Source organism: Pseudomonadales bacterium, from assembly GCA_041395945.1.
Classification (GTDB): Bacteria; Pseudomonadota; Gammaproteobacteria; order Pseudomonadales; family Azotimanducaceae; genus SZUA-309.
On sequence record JAWKZN010000002.1, the window covers coordinates 909,449 to 926,454 of the forward strand.

Annotated in this window: 13 protein-coding genes; 5 read left to right on the forward strand and 8 right to left on the reverse strand. The window is 60.6% G+C overall.

Annotation, left to right across the window (positions count from 1 at the left end):
- From R3E82_20760 to R3E82_20770, 3 genes are all read right to left on the reverse strand, one after another.
- Nucleotides 1-4,038: a two-component regulator propeller domain-containing protein gene (locus R3E82_20760; GenBank protein MEZ5553325.1), complete on the reverse strand. Its 4,038-nt coding sequence runs from the start codon at nt 4,036-4,038 to the stop codon at nt 1-3.
- A 124-nt stretch (nt 4,039-4,162) separates the two neighbouring features.
- A complete protein-coding gene (locus R3E82_20765) occupies nt 4,163-4,822 on the reverse strand; it encodes an SCO family protein (GenBank protein MEZ5553326.1) in 660 nt (219 codons plus the stop codon).
- Between the two features lie 22 nt (nt 4,823-4,844).
- Nucleotides 4,845-6,206, reverse strand: a complete 1,362-nt coding sequence (locus tag R3E82_20770) for a selenium-binding protein SBP56-related protein (GenBank protein ID MEZ5553327.1) — start codon at nt 6,204-6,206, stop codon at nt 4,845-4,847.
- A 45-nt stretch (nt 6,207-6,251) separates the two neighbouring features.
- Between R3E82_20770 and R3E82_20775 the strand changes: the two genes are divergently transcribed.
- Nucleotides 6,252-7,583: a cytochrome c peroxidase gene (locus R3E82_20775; GenBank protein MEZ5553328.1), complete on the forward strand. Its 1,332-nt coding sequence runs from the start codon at nt 6,252-6,254 to the stop codon at nt 7,581-7,583.
- Between the two features lie 46 nt (nt 7,584-7,629).
- A complete protein-coding gene (locus R3E82_20780; GenBank protein ID MEZ5553329.1) occupies nt 7,630-8,844 on the forward strand; it encodes an FAD-dependent oxidoreductase in 1,215 nt (404 codons plus the stop codon).
- 193 nt (nt 8,845-9,037) lie between these two features.
- On the opposite strand, the gene R3E82_20785 is transcribed toward R3E82_20780, so the two are convergent.
- Nucleotides 9,038-10,390, reverse strand: coding sequence for a HupE/UreJ family protein (locus R3E82_20785; protein ID MEZ5553330.1), 1,353 nt, complete (start codon nt 10,388-10,390; stop codon nt 9,038-9,040).
- Between the two features lie 132 nt (nt 10,391-10,522).
- Between R3E82_20785 and R3E82_20790 the strand changes: the two genes are divergently transcribed.
- Nucleotides 10,523-11,701, forward strand: coding sequence for a hypothetical protein (locus R3E82_20790; GenBank protein ID MEZ5553331.1), 1,179 nt, complete (start codon nt 10,523-10,525; stop codon nt 11,699-11,701).
- Between the two features lie 123 nt (nt 11,702-11,824).
- Here the strand turns inward: R3E82_20790 and R3E82_20795 are convergent, their stop codons facing one another.
- The 4 genes from R3E82_20795 to R3E82_20810 form a co-directional block, all read right to left on the reverse strand.
- Nucleotides 11,825-12,475: a peptidylprolyl isomerase gene (locus R3E82_20795; GenBank protein ID MEZ5553332.1), complete on the reverse strand. Its 651-nt coding sequence runs from the start codon at nt 12,473-12,475 to the stop codon at nt 11,825-11,827.
- A 1-nt stretch (nt 12,476) separates the two neighbouring features.
- The gene (locus tag R3E82_20800; protein MEZ5553333.1) at nt 12,477-12,755 is read right to left on the reverse strand and encodes a hypothetical protein; all 279 of its coding nucleotides are present in this window, start codon (nt 12,753-12,755) and stop codon (nt 12,477-12,479) included.
- A gap of 63 nt (nt 12,756-12,818) precedes the next feature.
- Nucleotides 12,819-12,953, reverse strand: coding sequence for a hypothetical protein (locus R3E82_20805; protein ID MEZ5553334.1), 135 nt, complete (start codon nt 12,951-12,953; stop codon nt 12,819-12,821).
- A 54-nt stretch (nt 12,954-13,007) separates the two neighbouring features.
- Complete coding sequence (locus tag R3E82_20810; GenBank protein MEZ5553335.1) at nt 13,008-13,661, reverse strand: hypothetical protein; 654 nt, start codon at nt 13,659-13,661, stop codon at nt 13,008-13,010.
- Nucleotides 13,662-14,059: 398 nt separating this feature from the next.
- Here R3E82_20810 and R3E82_20815 point away from each other — a divergent pair, with 398 nt between their 5' ends.
- Both R3E82_20815 and R3E82_20820 read left to right on the forward strand, forming a co-directional pair.
- Nucleotides 14,060-14,482 carry a hypothetical protein gene (locus R3E82_20815; GenBank protein MEZ5553336.1) on the forward strand — a complete coding sequence of 141 codons (423 nt, stop codon included), beginning with the start codon at nt 14,060-14,062 and terminating at the stop codon, nt 14,480-14,482.
- Nucleotides 14,483-14,572: 90 nt separating this feature from the next.
- A complete protein-coding gene (locus R3E82_20820) occupies nt 14,573-16,879 on the forward strand; it encodes a TonB-dependent receptor (GenBank protein MEZ5553337.1) in 2,307 nt (768 codons plus the stop codon).
- Nucleotides 16,880-17,006 lie beyond the last annotated feature (127 nt).

Here is a 17,006-nt window from a genome sequence, read left to right on the forward strand (position 1 = left end):
TCAGGACACGGGAGCCAGCACACTGCGAACCGCACTTGCGAGCATACTGAGTGTGAAAGGCTTATCCAGAAACAGGTCCACGTGCACATTCGCCGGTTGACCCGCACCGCTCATCAGAATCACCGGCATCGACGGTCGTTTCTCACGCAGGATTTCGACCACCTTGTGGCCCGGCATGGTCGGCATGGTTTCATCGGTGATCACCAGATCCAGACCCTCGCCAAGCTGTTCGAACAGCGCCAGAGCAGAAACTCCGTCCGGCGCGGTGAATACCCGATATCCCAGCTTGGTGAGTGATTCTTCGACGATGGCGCGCACAGCCGGCTCGTCATCCACAAACAGAATGGTCTCTGTCCCCGGTGCAGGCGCTCCGAAAATGACCGGCTCTTCGACCCGACCCGCCGCTGATTCTTCGCAGCAGGGCAGATAGATGGTGAAGGTTGATCCCCGCCCGACCTCACTCTCTACTTCCACGTAGCCGCGCAGCTGGGTAACGATACCGTGCACTACCGCCAGCCCCAGGCCGGTTCCCTCCTCGCGCCGGCGTGTGGTGAAAAACGGGTCGAATATTCTCGCAAGGGTGAAGTCATCCATACCCGGACCATTATCCGCCACCGTGATTTTCACGTGGGAGCCCGGCGCCAGCACTGCGGTTGAGCGTGCCTTTTCGATATCCACGTCGTGGGGCTGAACCCTGACCTGCAATACCCCTCCTTTCTCACCCATTGCCTGCCCCGCATTGGTACCGAGGTTGAGTACTACCTGCAGCAGCTGGGTGGGATCGGCGAGTACCGCTCCCGATTCCGGGTCCAGAACATCTTCAATGCGAACCCGCTCACCAAGCACCGGCTTCAACAGTTGCAGAGCCTCTGCTACTGCGCCGGCGACACTGACCGGCTTGGGCCTACGGGGGTTGCCCCGACCGAAGGTGAGGATGCCCTGTACCAGCTCACGCGCCCTGTCGACCGATGTTTCGAGTTTGCGCAGGTAGTCGCGTGCGCGACTCGAGCTGTCCAGCTCTGCAAGACTGAGCTCCGCATAACCGAGAATCGAACTGAGGATGTTGTTGAAGTCGTGTGCAACACCCCGGGCCATGGTGCCGAGTGCTTCCATTTTCTGCGCATCCCGCAACTGGCGCTCCAGATTGCGCACCTGGGTGACATCCGTGCCGGAAATCAGAATTCCAGCCGCCATGCCTTCTCCGGCTGGAAGTGGAATCGTGTGCCAGGCGATCAGTCGCTCGATTCCTTCCTTCGGTTTGATGGGCGACTCCGAGTAGGCATATTGCGCAACCTGCTCGAAGCGCTCACGCACTTCCCCACGGACTTCGGCGGGTACAAAGGTTTCATAGAAATCAGACCCGACGATTTCGCTTTCGCTGCCACCAAGTACCCGGGCACCCTTCTGATTGATCATCGTGATCCGGCCGGTCCGGTCCAGCGCGAGAATGATGACCTCGACAACGTCCAGATAGCGCTGGGAACGCTGCTCCGAAAGACGCAGCTCCGTTTCTTTTTTCTGTCGCTGGTTGATCTGATCAACCAGCGTTGTGTTGATCTTCCGAATTTCTTCCGCATAGGCGAGACGCCGCGCCTGCACGCGATACACCGCGAAGAAAACCATCAGCACGGCGAGGACATAGCCGGACTTCGCCCACCAGGTTGCCCAGGGAGCCGGCAATACTCGGAAGGGCAGTACCAGCTCGTCACTACTCCAGACACCATCGCCGTTCGCCGCCCTGACCCGCAACCGATAATCACCAGGCAGCAGATTCGTGTAAGTAAGCCGGCGTCGATTCCCATCGATCACCCAGTCCGTGTCGAATCCTTCAAGGAAATGCTCGTAGCGGTTACCCGAGGGGTCGGTGAAGTCCAGGGCCGCAAACTCGAAGGCTATCAGCTGATCGCGATGGTCGAACTGCACCACTCCTGACTCCTCCATCAGGGTGTGAGGCAGAACGGATTCATTCAGTCGGATCAGATCGGTCAGCACCACAGGAGGTGCGTGGAGGTTGGTCCTGATTTCGTGGGGGTAGAAGGCGTTGAAACCATTGTTTCCACCAAACAGTATGCGGCCGTCAGCGAGCCTGAGCGCTGCGGCGAAATTGAATTCATTGCCCTGCAGGCCATCCGCCACGGTGAAGTTCACTGTTTCCCGGGTGCCGGGATCAATCCGTGTAAGTCCCCGATTGCCCGCCGCCCAGACCCGGCCTGCGGAATCACTCACCAGACTGTAGATGGTCCTGCCGGCAAGCCCCTCCTCGATGCCGAGATGTTCAAAGCGCAGCTGGCCACTCTGTCGGTCTTCCGCACGCCACACCGACACACCCCGCTCCGCAGTTCCTATCCAGAGATTGCCCGCGCCATCCTCGGTGACATACCAGGCCACGTCGCTGGCGAGCGAGTCCGCTTTCGAGGAGTCATGGCGATAGGTCTCGAATACGCCGGTGTCGGGTTCGAGCCGGCACAGGCCATCCCCATGGGTGCCGATCCAGAGCCGGGCACCGCGATCTTCGTATATCGAGAGCATCCGGTCTGAACACAGACTCGCCGGATTGCCGGGGTCGTGACGGAACCGCTCGAATCTGCCTTCTCCCAGGTAGCGATTCAATCCGCCGCCATAAGTGCCTATCCAGAGTCTGCCCCTGGAGTCGAACAGCAGACTGGTAATGGCATCGAAACTGATGCTTCCGGCATCTTCCGGGTCGTGCCGGAAGTTCTCCCAGTCGCCCTGTTCTGCACGGTAGCGGAACAGCCCACCCGCCCGGGTCCCCGCCCACAACTCACCCTGAGGAGAGACCGCCAGCGCAAATACCCGGGGATCCCTGAGTCCGCCCGGACCGTCTCCCGGACCGAAGGGGTGAATTTCTCCAGTGTCCAGTTCGAGCAGGCTGACACCACCGCCTGCGGTCCCGACAAACACTTTGCCGTCGTCGCCCTCCGCGAAACTCGAAATCCAGTTGTTTGTCAGGCCGCCGTTACCTTCTGCCGGGCTCGAGTAGGTGGCAAAAGCACTGAGCAGCGGGTTCCAGGTATTGACGCCAACCTGGGTACCCACCCAGATCACACCGCCGCGATCCTCAAACAGCGCCGCCACATGGTCGTCGTTCAGGCTTCTATCATTGGCGCTGTGTCGGCGGATGGACTCGAACCGGTCCTCCCCCGTCACGAACCGGTTCACCCCATCGCTGTCTGTGCCAATCCACACATCACCCCGGCTGTCGACAAACAGTACCCGGATCGCATTGGAGCTGAGCCCGGAACCATCGCCCTTCCGGTAACGGCGTTTGAGCTGGCCCTGGGAGTCCAGCCGGTACAGTCCTGCCTCGCTGCTGCCCACCCAGATATCACCCCGGGCATCAGCCGCTATGGCATGCACCCGATCGTCGCTGCCTTCCAGATCGATCTGCCTGACCCGGGAGTTCAGGGGGTCGAGGCGCAGCAGACCACCGCCGTTGGTACCGATCCAGAGAAATCCGCCCGCGTCGAGGAAGAGATCCCGTACCCGCTGATTTGCAAGGCCGCCGTCTGTCACCCGCTCGAAGGTCCCTGAATCCAGGTCCATCCGGGTGATGCCGCCGGTGTCATCTCCGATCCACAACCAGCCCCGGGCGTCCGGTTCGATGGCCCGGATATGGTTCCCGCTCAGGGATTGGGGGTCAGCAGGATCGGAGTAGTAGCGGGTAATGGCTCCCGTCTTCGTATCGAGCCGATTCAGCCCTCGCTGGGTCCCGATCCAGACCATGCCCTGGTCATCCGCATGAAGCACAGGTATCCAGTCATTGCTGATGCTGTTCGCATCATCCGGTTCCAGGAAGTAATTGACGAACTCGTGGCCATCGTAGCGGCTCAGCCCACCCTGGGTGCCGAGCCATATGAAGCCCCGGGTGTCCTGCGCGATGGCCTGTACCACGGACTGGGGAAGTCCCTGATCGACAGAATATCGATGAAATCGGACGTATTCGGCGGCGGAAGCAACCGCCGCGCACGCTGCCACCATCAGCAGAATCAGAATTGACTGGACCGCCTGTCGGATCAAAGCCTGCTTCCCGCCTGCACTCGCTGTTCATCCATCCCGGCGCCTCCCTGCGACCGCGACTTGTGACGCGAAAAATCGACAAGTCATGGTACAGGTCGCCCTATCGGACTCCAAGTCAGGGCAGTCAGCGACTGCTTTCAGCCAACAGCGTGCGGATATCGTTGAGCAGCGTGTCCGCATGCAGAAAGGACACGCTGTAGATATTGCGAATCACACCGCGGGTGTCGATCAGGTACACCCGGAGTATATGGGACAGCGTGCCGAGAGGACGACCCTGCGCATCAATCTCCTGAATGACCGATTGATCGTAATCAAGCAGCAGGGGTGCCAGAGACCGGGAATCGGCACTGGTCACGAAGCGCCAGTCGACTTCTGCGTTCTGAAATCTGGCACCGTAGGTGCGCATGACATCCGGAGTATCGCGCTCCGGATCGAAACTCCAGCTCACCAGACGCACTTTCGCAGCAAGTTCCGCTGCCTTCGCCAGACGCTCCTGCACCCGCGCCAGCACGTGGGTAGCCAGCGGGCAGCCGTTCACATCACCACAGCTTGTGTAAATGAAGCTCAACACCACCACTCGATCCGCATAAAGATCATGCAGCCGCACAGGTTCTCCCGTGTCGAGCAGAACCACGCCATCCGCCGCATGCCCCAGACCCGGCAGTTCATAGCTGCCGGCACGGGGGGCGTCAAAGGTCAGATCGTAATACCCCGGCGCCAGCACCTCTGGTTCGGCATGCTCATGCTGTCGGGTCTCAGAATGGACCGCGGCACTGGCGCTCACCAAGACGGCGCACAGCAGTAACTCAATCATCGGTGCTGGAGAGCATCTCCGGCGCCTGGGGCCGACGAAGACCATAGAGGGCGTAGGAGCCGAAGCGCATCTGATGGGGCAGGCCGAGTCCTGCGGCGATAAAGTCGATCGAAAATTCAGGTACCAGCGACTTACCATCCCATCTATACAGTTTGAAATACTGCAGATCGGGGCCCGCCGGTGCCTGCTTGTCCCAGTTGGAAAGCAGCGAGGAGGTGAAGTACAGCCGCTTGCCGTCCCAGCTCTGTGACACCATGTTCACCTGTTCGCCCACACGCTGTGCCATCACCTGCACGGGTTTGAACGGATCGCTGATATCGAACTGGCGCACCAGCCCGTCATTCCAGGTATTGACCCACAGCAGCCGATCATCGGCTGAGATTGAGATATCCACCGGCAACGGAATCTTCGAGGCATCACCGATATCGGCAACGTCTTTAGCCTGCCACTCACCCTGGGCGTCTTCGTAAATCAGCCAGATCTTCGAAGTCAGCGCGGTCGTGGTCAGGCAGAAGTTGTTGTGGCTGCCCCAGGCACAGCGGATCTCCAGTGGCGCACCGGGTACATCGAGAATCTTCTTCGGTTGCCGCGTGTGCAGATCCCAGACAACCACCGTATTCCCCATGCGCTTCATGGCCTCGGCATCCGCCATCAGCTCACCCAGATTGCGCATGTAGTTGTTCCATCCGGTGAAGGACGAGGTGATCAGCACATTACGGCGCGGCAGCGCACGCACATCGTAACCGTAGCCGTCAGCAAACTGACCGGACTTGACAGCACCTGCCAGCGCATCGTCTGTCGGCATCCAGTGCGTGGTCACGTACTCACCCGCATTGGTGTACTCCGCCATACCGGTTCGACCGCCGTGGTCCCGGTTGTTGGAGAGCCCGGTCAACAGCATCCGGCCCGGCAGCGCGTAACTGGTGTGCGGCCCGACGATGCCACCGGTTTTCGCAGTGAAGTCTTCTATGGTCCTGTGCAGCACGGGCGCTGCGGGATCACTGTGAATGTCGAAAATGAAGATCCGATTGGTATCGAGTCCGCTCGCCCAGAGAAAGCGACGGTCGTCAGTGAGGCCCGAGTGATGTGCCTCATTGCGGCTGCCCACCGGGAGTATGTGCACTACTTCGCCGTAGCTGATGGAGTCCGGATTGACATCGACGGTGACCAGTTTGTCCTGACCGTCACCCACACCTTCCGCTCCCAGCGTCCACACATAGACGAAGTCTTCCTGGCCGACTATCTTCGCCATGTAGGGCGACATGCAGGTTTCGTCTGCAAAAATCGCCGGGCTGCCACCGGCCAGTAGAGTTCCCAGGAACAGACCGATAAATCTCATTCTGAAACCGCTCATAATGGCCCCCTCCATCATTGCGTGGTCAGTTATGCTAGGGAGGCTTTGATCAAGTATCAACGACTCTCCATCCGCACCCATGAAGCGAAGGCGCTGCTCCTGCTGCCGATCCTGAAGAGGACGCTCAGCCGGTCCTGTTCTGGTAACTTTGTTACTCATGTACGGGGGCTCGTCAGCCTGTTTCTGATCGCATCCGCACCGCTCGCCGCCAGCGGCCCTGGCTACATCATCCCGGGTGATCCTCGTAACGGTTACGAGTCAACGGATTATCAGAGCCGATCCGCCGCGCTGAATATGAGCCAGGGGGTACCCGCAGATCTGTTCGAACGCACTCTGAACCCACCGCTCGGACTCCCACCATTGCGCCATCCGGCAGATCCCGCCCGGATCGATCTCGGCCGGCGTCTGTTCTTCGATCGCCGCCTGTCCCCAAACGACACCCTTTCCTGCGGCATGTGCCACGTGCCGGAGCAGGCGTTCACACAGACGGAGCTGTCCACTCCGGTGGGCATCAACGGCCGCAGCACACGCCGCAATGCGCCCGCCCTCTACAACGTGATCTATCGGAATATCCTCTTTCATGATGCGCGGGAAACCAGTCTTGTCGCACAGATCTGGGCTCCACTGCTGTCGCCGGACGAGATGGGGAATGTTTCACGCGCGAGCGTTCTGGGGCGGCTGGCTCAGATCGAAGAGTACACGGAGGCTTTCAGAGTCACCTTTGCAGAAGGACTTACCGAAAATACGCTGGGGCTAGCGCTGGCCGCCTATCAGAGCGCACTGCTCGCCGCGGATTCACCCTTTGATCACTGGTATTACGGCGGCGACTCAGCAGCGCTCTCCCATTCCGCGAAGCGCGGCTTCCAGCTGTTTCTGAAACATGACTGCTCACGCTGCCATCTGATCGCTCGCAGCGGCGCACTGTTCACCGATGACGATGTGCACCGTACCGGCGCCGGCTATCGTCGCGCAATGGGCGAAACATCCACCACGTCCCTGCTCCAGGTGGCGCCGGGTGTCGTGCTCACAGTGGAACCGGTTAGCGTCCACAGGGCGGACGACTATGGGCACGAGGAAGTGACCGGTCGCCCGGAGCATCGCTGGGCTTATCGGACCCCCAGCCTGCGCAATGTCGCAGTGACCGCCCCGTATATGCACGATGGCAGTTTCGCCACTCTGGAAGCCGTCATCGAATTTTACAATTCGGGCGGCGGAACAGACCCGGAGAAAGACCCGCTGATTCGCCCCCTGTCAATGAGCGGGGTAGACTCCAGCGACCTGCTGCGTTTTCTCGAAGCCCTGACCAGTCCGGATCTCGACAGGCTTGCGAGCGACGCACGTATATCGCCCATCGGGGAACGGGGCTCACCGGACTGACCGGCCTTCGATCAGGATCTCACGGTCAGCCGGAGAGGGAGGAGCGATGTCCACGGAAACTGTCGATTGCTGCATTGTCGGCGCCGGGCCCGGCGGCATGATGCTCGCGCTGCTGCTCGCCCGCACCGGCCACAGCGTAATCCTGCTCGAAGCCCGGCAGGATTTCGATCGCGACTTCCGCGGTGATACGGTTCACGCGTCTACGCTCGAAACCCTCGATCACCTCGGGCTGGCAGACGAGGCCCTCGACCTTCCCCACGTGAAAATGCGCTCGGTCACTCTGCACACTCCGGAACGCACACTGGATCTGGTGCATTTCGATCGGCTGCCGACCCGGTTTCCCTATGTGGCCGTCATGCCCCAGTCCAGCTTTCTGGACTGGCTCTGCCGCAAGGCAGAAGCCTGCCCGAATTTCACCTGCTTAAGGGGTGCCGCCGCCCAGGCACTGCTGGAAGACGGCAGGCGGATCACCGGCGTCCGCTATCGGGCCGGTGCCGATCACAACATCCATGCCACACTGACGGTGGCCGCCGATGGCCGCTTTTCAAGAATGCGCAAGCTCGCCGGTCTCAGCGCACAGAGCAGCGCACCGCCAATGGACGTGTGCTGGTTCCGGCTGCCGAGAAGAGAGCGGGACGGACACGAGACCGGGGGCTTTTTCGTTGCCCACGGCCGGATGCTGGTCTGCATTCCCCGCACAGGCGAATGGCAGATCGGCTATGTGTTTCCAAAAGGCGATTTCGCCCAGCTGAAATCCCAGGGCATCGACGCTCTGCGGAAAGGTATCAGTGATGCAGCACCCTGGCTGAGCGACCGCATCGACGCACTCAAGGATTTTACAGAACTGCATCTGCTCACTGTGCGGGGTGATTGTCTGGTGAAATGGTATCGCCCCGGTTTTCTCGCCATCGGGGATGCGGCCCATGTCATGACGCCGGTGGGCGGTGTGGGCATCAACATGGCGGTAAGCGATGCGGTGGCTGCCGCAAACGTGCTGGCAGACCCGGCAACACTGCCGCTGCGCAACCGGACCCTGACAGAGTCGCACCTTGCGGAAATTCAGAGTCGACGCATGCGCGCGACCCGCATCACACAGGCTGTGCAGGACCGTATTCAGGATCAGATCGTGAAACGCGCGCTGCGCAATCAGCCATTCGCACTGCCGCTTCCGGTCCGACTCGCACTGGCCATACCGGGTTTACGTGACATACCCGCGCGACTGTTTGCACTGGGTCTGCCGCGCACGCGACTAGCAGTCTGAAGCTGGATTGAGCGATTCGGGAACTTCACGACAATGAAATCCCAATAAACGCCAGCCTTGTGCGCAGACCCGTCAGTGCCGGATTCCCCCAGTACGCCGTGCTGCCGCGGCGCAGACTTTCCCGGTCCGGATCCTTCAATGTGCTCTTCATGCTGGGCGAAGACCGGCTGGCCATGGTCCGGACGCTGACCGGTCACACACGGCGGTTGCCGGGTTCCCGCACCCAGCGCTCGAACAGACCCCGGCATACCCAGATCACCAGGGTTGCGGTCAGAACCAGCATCAGCCAGCGCATGCTGCCGGCCAGCAGGGCCCGGTCCCATTCCGGCCAGATGAAGCTGTAAGAGCTGAGCGTGGTCCAGCGTTCGGTAAACCAGTGCCAGCCGCTGTGGGCCACGACGGCGGACAGCACGATGACCAGTACCCGCCCGGGCAGCAGACGGCGGCAGATCAGAAGCAGCGGGACCAGAATCGCCAGCACCAGCAGCTGACCCGCCTCCACGCCGAGATTGAATGCCAGCAGCGAGACGCTCAGATGATCCCCGGCAAAGGCCAGCATCTCACTCAGCGCGAAGGAGAAGCCGAAGCCATGGACCAGGCCGAACACGAAGGCGATCAGCCAGCGACCGTGGGATCTGAGTTCGAACAGATTGCTCAATGCCATCAGCACGATGGAAAAGGCGATCAGAGACTCCACCAGAGCGGGGAACCACAGCGCAGTCGGAACCAGTCCCAGCATCGATGCCCCGAGTGTCAGAGAGTGTGCCAGGGTAAAGGCGGTCACCACGGCAACGAGCGCCCGCCAGCGCAACAGTGGAATCACCAGGGCGAAAACGAAGAGCAGGTGATCAACACCCTCCAGCACATGCTCAAAGCCTGAAGTCAGGAAGCGACTGAAGACGTCAGACCAGCCGGGCTCCAGGCTGATGCGACCCGGATCTCCGACGAAGGAAAGCCCCCGACTGGTAGCGCCGACACCGACTTCGTCTCGAGAATCAGTTTCGACCGGATCCCGGATCAGACGCACCTGCACCAGGGTCCGCAACCCCAGCCTCGCCAGGGTCGGTTCCAGTTCGAATTCCGCATCCGCCGATTCGATTACGTAACTGAGCTCCACATCGAGCAGCGCCTGGGCCCAGGGCAGATCGACGCCCGGATCGAGCCGTTCGCTGCGAACTGCAGTGAGCGCTGTCGCATAGTCATCGAAAGCGGAATCCGAGGGTAAGGCGACCCGAACCGCAGCGATGCGAGGTACATCGAGCAGACGCCCGGATTCGTAGAACTTCAGATCGTCCAGCAGCCACAGACGGACTGCGTCGATGAGCTGGGGCTCCAGCGCGGGCAGATCCAGATAGCCAGGTCCGCGTCGGGCAAACTCGAAATCGCGCATCGCCTCGAGGGGTACCCGCATCAGCACGGTCAATGTCTGAGCCTCCGGCTTCAGATACATCCGGATCTGTACATCTGCCGGAATTTCGTGGGCCCAGAGTGGCCACGACAACAGGCTCAGCAGGAATAAAACACCACGGGTCACTGGACGACTCAACTGCGCTCTCAAGAAGCCAGCGAGTATACTAGCCGTCACTCGACAGGCGCCTTCCCTCCGGGGCAGGCTCCTGCGATGCATGAAAACGTGCGAAAAACACAAAAAAGGGATAAACGAAGGAAGTCACCTGCAATGACCAACATGCGCAATATTTTTATCGGCGGCAGTCTCCTTACCGCCATTCTGCTGCTCGGCTACGGTCAGTGGCTCATCGATCCGAGCGCCGATGCGGCCACCGAGAAGGCGCCTGCGTTCGAAGTAGACCCCCTCTGGCCCAGACCTCTGCCCAATCACTGGGTGCTGGGCTCTGCCATCGGTGTCGGTGTAGACAGCCGCGATCATGTCTTCGTCATCCATCGTCGTGACTCCTTCAATCCCCGTACCGAAATAGGCGCGGCAACGGACCCGGTGACCGGCGAATGCTGTATCCCCGCGCCGAACATTCTCGAATTTGATCCGGCCGGAAATCTGGTGAACTCCTGGGGTGGCCGCAGCGATGAATACGAATGGCCGTCTTCCAACCATGGGCTCACCCTGGACGGCAAAGACAACGTCTGGATCGGCGGCAATGGCCAGGGCGACAGCCATATCCTGAAATTCACACGGGATGGCAAGTTCCTGATGCAGATCGGCAAGCCCGGTATGGAGGCCAACTCGAGCAGCACCGAGCATTTCGGTCGGGTTGCCAAGATCGCCTTCGACAATGCGGCAAATGAAGCCTATGTGGCGGACGGCTACGCAAATAAGCGTGTCGCCGTGCTCGATATGGACACCGGCGCGGTGAAGCGATTCTGGGGCGCATACGGCAACAAGCCCGACGATGCGGATCTCGGCCCCTACGATCCCGATGCCCCGCTGGTGAAACAGTTCCGCAATCCCGTGCATTGCGCAGAGCCCAGCAACGACGGTCTGGTCTATGTCTGCGACCGACCGAACGACCGCATCCAGGTCTTCAGGACCGACGGCACCTTTGTGATGGAGAAGCAGGTTGCTCCCCGCACCCTGGGTGACGGCTCCACCTGGGATATTGCTTTCTCGAAAGACAAAGACCAGCGCTTCATCTACCTCGCCGACGGCAAGAACATGAAGGTCTATGTGCTGCTGCGGGAGAATCTCGAGATTCTCACCAGCTTCGGCGACGGCGGCCGTCAGCCCGGCCAGTTCTTCGCCGTGCACAGCATCGCTACCGATTCCAAGGGCAACATCTTCACCACCGAGACCTATGAAGGTAAGCGGGTGCAGAAGTTTGTCTATAAAGGCATGAAGGCGGTGAAGAGCAAAGACCAGGGCGTGGTCTGGCCACGCAGCTAGGCACCCTCTGTACTGCACACTGACGGGTCGCTTCGTGCCCGTCACCAACCGCCAGTACAAGGCCCGCGACTGCGGGCCGATCAGCAGAGCGGGTTACCCGGCCCGCCCGCCACGCTTGCTCCGCTACTCGACCCGCCCGACCTGCTCGATGACCACCGGCTCAGTCAGCATCTGCCCGTCGATGGTCCTCAGATAGTCGGGCGCCGCACCCTGGGTCCTGCCGGCCTGGATAGCCCGCACCACCTCCATCCCCGCCGTGACCTGGCCGAATACGGCGAAGCCCTGTCCGTCCGGATTGCGGGCGCCGCCGAAGTCGAGTTCAGGCTGCGGCCCGATGCAGATGAAAAACTCCGAAGTCGCACTGCCCGGCGCCAGCCGCGCCATGGACAGCGCGCCATCCACGTGGCTGAGACCCGACTCCCGGGTGGTCTCGTGGACCAGCGGTGGAAACGGCGGGTGCGTGTCGGGGTCGTAGGTGGCCGGTCCGCGCCCACCCTGGATCACCTCGATCCTGACCGGGCTGGCGGGCTGGTTGTCGAGCCGCACAACCCGGTAAAAACTGGCATTGTTGTAGAGACCGGCGTCGACGTAGGCCAGGAAATTAGCCACCGTGCGTGGCGCCCGTTCCGGGTAGAGGTCGGCTTCGATCACCCCCAGTGTGGTTGTCAGCCTGACTTTTTCCACTACTTCTGCGGCTGCCTCCGCCGTCGCTGACGGAGCAAACCCTGCATTTGTTGAGATCAGGAACACAAAGACCAGCACGACACGCCGCATATCAACTCTTACTCCGTGCGGCGAGCAGCTTTGCCAGTGTCAGCGTCTCTCCCGGATCCATCCGTCCCACCGGTGAACTCGAGTAGTTCGATGACAGCACCCGACCTTTCCGGGTCAGCAGGAACTCCGCCGGCTGGATGTGGCCGCGTCGCTCTTCCCACCAGGCGCCGATGGTATCCGCGTCACTGCGCGTCATGCCCCATGCGACGGGGAAGGAAAGCGCCCGGGACACCTCCAGCGTCTGCTCTTCACTGTCCACGGTCCCTGCAACAATCGACACCCCGATGGCCCTGAATTGCTCGAGGCGTTGTTCGTAGCCGACTAACAGTCGGCGGCAGAATGGTCACCAGTGGCCGCGATAGAAAAGAACGATGGCGTAGGGCGTTTCAATCGCCTCGGGAAGCCGCATTGACCCACCGCCTGCGAGCTTGAGCTCGAGGGTGGGAAAAACAGCCATCAGATTGAGTTTGTCCGCCATCAATACAACCCCCACCCTCTGGAAGGGGTCGAGTGTAGCGCGATCAGCGATCGATCAGTGAGTGACCGACCGCCCCGAGTCTTTCCAGAGCCGAATTGCGTTGACGATCTCCGGGTGATCGATCCCGCCGCAGAACTTCAGCAGCGTTTCCACATCCGATTCGCCAAAGCCAGGTGCGTGCTCCTGGAGATAGCTGAACAGGCCGCGCAGATAAGGTCCGGCCACGTATTCCGCCTTGCGGTCCGAATCGGGCCAGGTGCGCTTGAGCACCCACTCGGATTTACCCCTGGCTGGCGGCTCTTTCAGAAACAGCACCACTTCGCCCAGTTGCCCCAGCTCGAACCAGACTTTGGACCGCCGGGCACCGGTTTCTGCAAAGGTGGCGTCACCGTCGAGGCCCGCAATCCAATCCCGGGTCCGATCCGCGACTGCCTCGCGCGCCGGGGCAGCCTGAGTCGGCGTTTCCACAAGAGATTCGATTTCCTCAGCCAGAGTGCCGTAGCCGCGCGCCCGCAGGGCAGCCAGCAGGTAGGGCGCTCCACCCAGACTGTCGGCCAGCCGGCGCTTGCACAGGTTGTGATTGTCTATGGTGCCGCCGGGCCCACCCTGCTGACGCCAGACGATCCGGCAGCGCCAGCCGTCGGTATAAAAGGTGGCCTGAGTTTTCGGCCAGTTCAGATCAAAGGTATCCACATGCGTTTCCTCCATCGACGCCAGCCCACAGTAAAGCCACGCAGCAGGCGTGTTTCCGCGTTACGTTTCACAGTCTTCCCGGGATTCCGGGACCCCGTCCGGGCGCACAATCACCCGGCCAGAGCCACGATTTCCCTACAAATGCCATTGCATCCACCCCCAAGATCACGGATTCTTGTGATGCGCATCACAGGAGATGGTGCCCATAGAGCCGCATCGGCCGCAGTGGGCGCTAAGTGGCGCAGTTCTATTCGAGCCAGCTACTTGAGGGAGATTCAGCCGGCTATCCAGGCCGCATGCACCTGCTGCAGAGCGGAAACGGACGAAATGAACGGATCCGAACCCGGTGTTCGGATCGAAAAGAGAGCGGGGTTGAGGGACCTCGCAGGTTCTATAACAGGAGGGGTTCCATTATGGCGTCTAGCTTTCGCTATCTGATGTCTGTGACTGCTGCTGCAGCTACAGCCATCGGCCTGCCCGTTGCGACCTTCGCGGCAGAAGATTCAGGCCGACGTATCGAGGAAATCGTGGTGACTGCCGAGAAGCGGCAGTCCACAGTTTCCGATACATCCATTTCCATCACCGCTTTTGGCGAAACCATGATCGAGGACATGGGTATCCAGGGTGCGGATGAAATGGTCAACTTCATGCCTGCCACCACTCGGGATGCCTATGACATCAGGATCCGGGGCGTCGGCCGCAACTTCCGCGCACTGGGCGGTGACCCGGGTGTTGCCACCTACTACAACGGTGTGTATTCCGAAGACTTCGGTATCGCATCCTCCGAAAGCGCCCTTTACGACATCGCGCGGATCGAAGCCCTGCGCGGCCCCTAGGGCACCCTGTACGGCCGCAACTCCATCGGTGGCGCACTCAACTACATCACTAACAAACCGACCTACGAAACCGAAGGTGAAATCCGCGGCATGTTCGGCAACCTGGATACCCGGGAGTTCTACGGTATGCTGTCCGGTCCGCTTATAGCAGACCGGCTCGCCTATCGCCTGACCGCTGTGCGACGGGATCGGGACGGCGCCCAGGAAGGCATCGACGGATCCGAAGATGTGAACTCGGTCGGCGACCAGAACATCGCCCTGGCACTGAACTGGCAGATCGCGGACGACTGGGAAGCCAACGTGCGCTGGAATGACCGACGGTCAGATCGCATCATCAACAGTTCGGTACTTGTGACGGAAGGTCCGATTACTGCCCAGGGTCCCCAGACCCGAGGTGTCCGCTCTACAGACGTGTACGCACTGGGTATCGTCCCGGTGCCAGGTGCGCTGTTCGGTGGCGCAGTGCCTTACACGGGCACCAGAATGGATTTCCTGAACCCTGCAGGTGGTATTACCCAGGGAATCTACGCCAGACCCGGCGTTGACCCCTCCTCTTTGAGCCGTCCGAATGCCGCCTACGGTACCAACCCCGACGTTTTCGATTCGAACATTAAAGACCTGCACGGCTACGCCCTGACCGACAACCGCAACGATGAGGTATTCGATCAGCAGGGTGTACAGGCAGATCTGTCCTGGGACATCAATGAGACCACCCAGATCAAGTGGATCGGTGGCTGGCAGGATTTCGACTACACCTTCTTCATCGACAGCGACGATTCCACCAGCAGCCTCACCAGCTACCATCAGCTGGTGAAGGAATCCGTTGAGACCTTCTCCAACGAGATTCAGCTGCTCTGGCAGATCGGCGACAACCTGCAACTGACCAGCGGTGTCTACCAGTTCCAGTCCAATCGGCGTCAGCAGTACTCGGTGAACGACGACAACAACCAGGGTCGCTGGACCAATCCGGTCAACTACGGCAGCCTCGCCGCCTTCATTCCCGCACCCCCAGTGTCCCTGCACACGGCAGCACCCGGCACCTCGACCTTCGGTCGCGCCGGTGGCGACCCGCTTGGTCTGCTGTATGGCATCGACAACAAGGTCACAACAGATGCCTATGCCGCCTACACACAGGGTGTCTATACCTTTAATGACAACTGGTCTATCACCCTTGGTATCCGCTGGGCAGAGGATGAGAAGACGGCGGCCGAGCAGCGTGGTGGCTATACAGAAAGCGCAGCCTTCATGCCCTCGATCTCTGCATTTGCCGCGGAACCGACCTGCGCCTTCCTGTATGGTGGTACCTGCGCATCGGTCGGTCTGACTCCGCTGGCAATGATGAACATCCTGATGGGCAACGCCTCCTTTACGCCGACCCTGAACCCGAACATGCCCATCACCCCGACCTGTGCGCTGGACGATCCGAACTGCACCCGCCCCCTGCGCCTGCAGGCCTTCCCGATCTCCTGGTCTGACGCCAGTGAGCCGAGCAAGAAGAAGTGGGACAAAGTGACCTATCGGGTGAACGTGGACTGGACACCAAACGACGACACTCTCGTCTACTTCGGTGTGACCACGGGTTATCGCTCCGGTGGTTATTCCCTGGGCCTGCTGGGCACCCAGACTCAGTTCTTCGACGCCAATGGCAATCCGGTCACCGGTCGCACTGGTCCTTCGGCCACCTACGACGAAGAAGAAGTGATGTCTTACGAATTGGGCTACAAAGGCTCGCTGTTCGACGGAAGGCTGCAGGTGTTCTCCGCCATCTACTACTACGACTACGAGGGCTATCAGGACGAGGTGGAAGAGTTTCAGCCCCAGACAGGCGGCGGTCGCAACGTAGTCATTAACGTGGATGACGCCTACAACATGGGCTTCGAGATCGAAGGGGTGTGGCTGGCCACCGACAACTGGACCATCGGCGGCAACTACTCCTATACCCGAACCGAGTACGATTCCGACCTTTTCGTAATCGAAGACGATGACCCGGCCTACCCCAACACGCTGCTCGTGCCCAAGGTTGTGAACCTCAAAGGCAATGACCTCAAACGCATCCCGCGCAACAAGGCCACCCTGTACTCCTGGTACGACATAAACACCTCCATCGGTGTCTTCACGCTTGGTGGCTCTGCTTCCTACACGGGAGAGTTCTGGGATTCCGGTATCAAGCGGGATCTGGACAAGGTGCCCGACCGCGTGCGCTTTGACCTCTACGCCTCATTCCGCGACAACGCCGACAACTGGAACGTGCGAGCCTTCGTGGACGACGTGACAGAAGAAGGTGCTGCGCGTGGTATCGGTACACCGACCTCCGGCGGCAACTGGCGGCAGACGGCTACCTACCTGTACCCCCGGTTCTACGGAATCGATGTGACCTACAAGTTCGGCGGGAACTGATCGAGCTGATCAGGCAGATCAAAGCGGGGCCGATTGGCCCCGCTTTTTTTCTGGGCTGCCGCTCCATGGGCTCTCCAGGGAGGTTTCTTTTCGCCGCCCCACCTCCATCTTCTCACTGATAACTGAT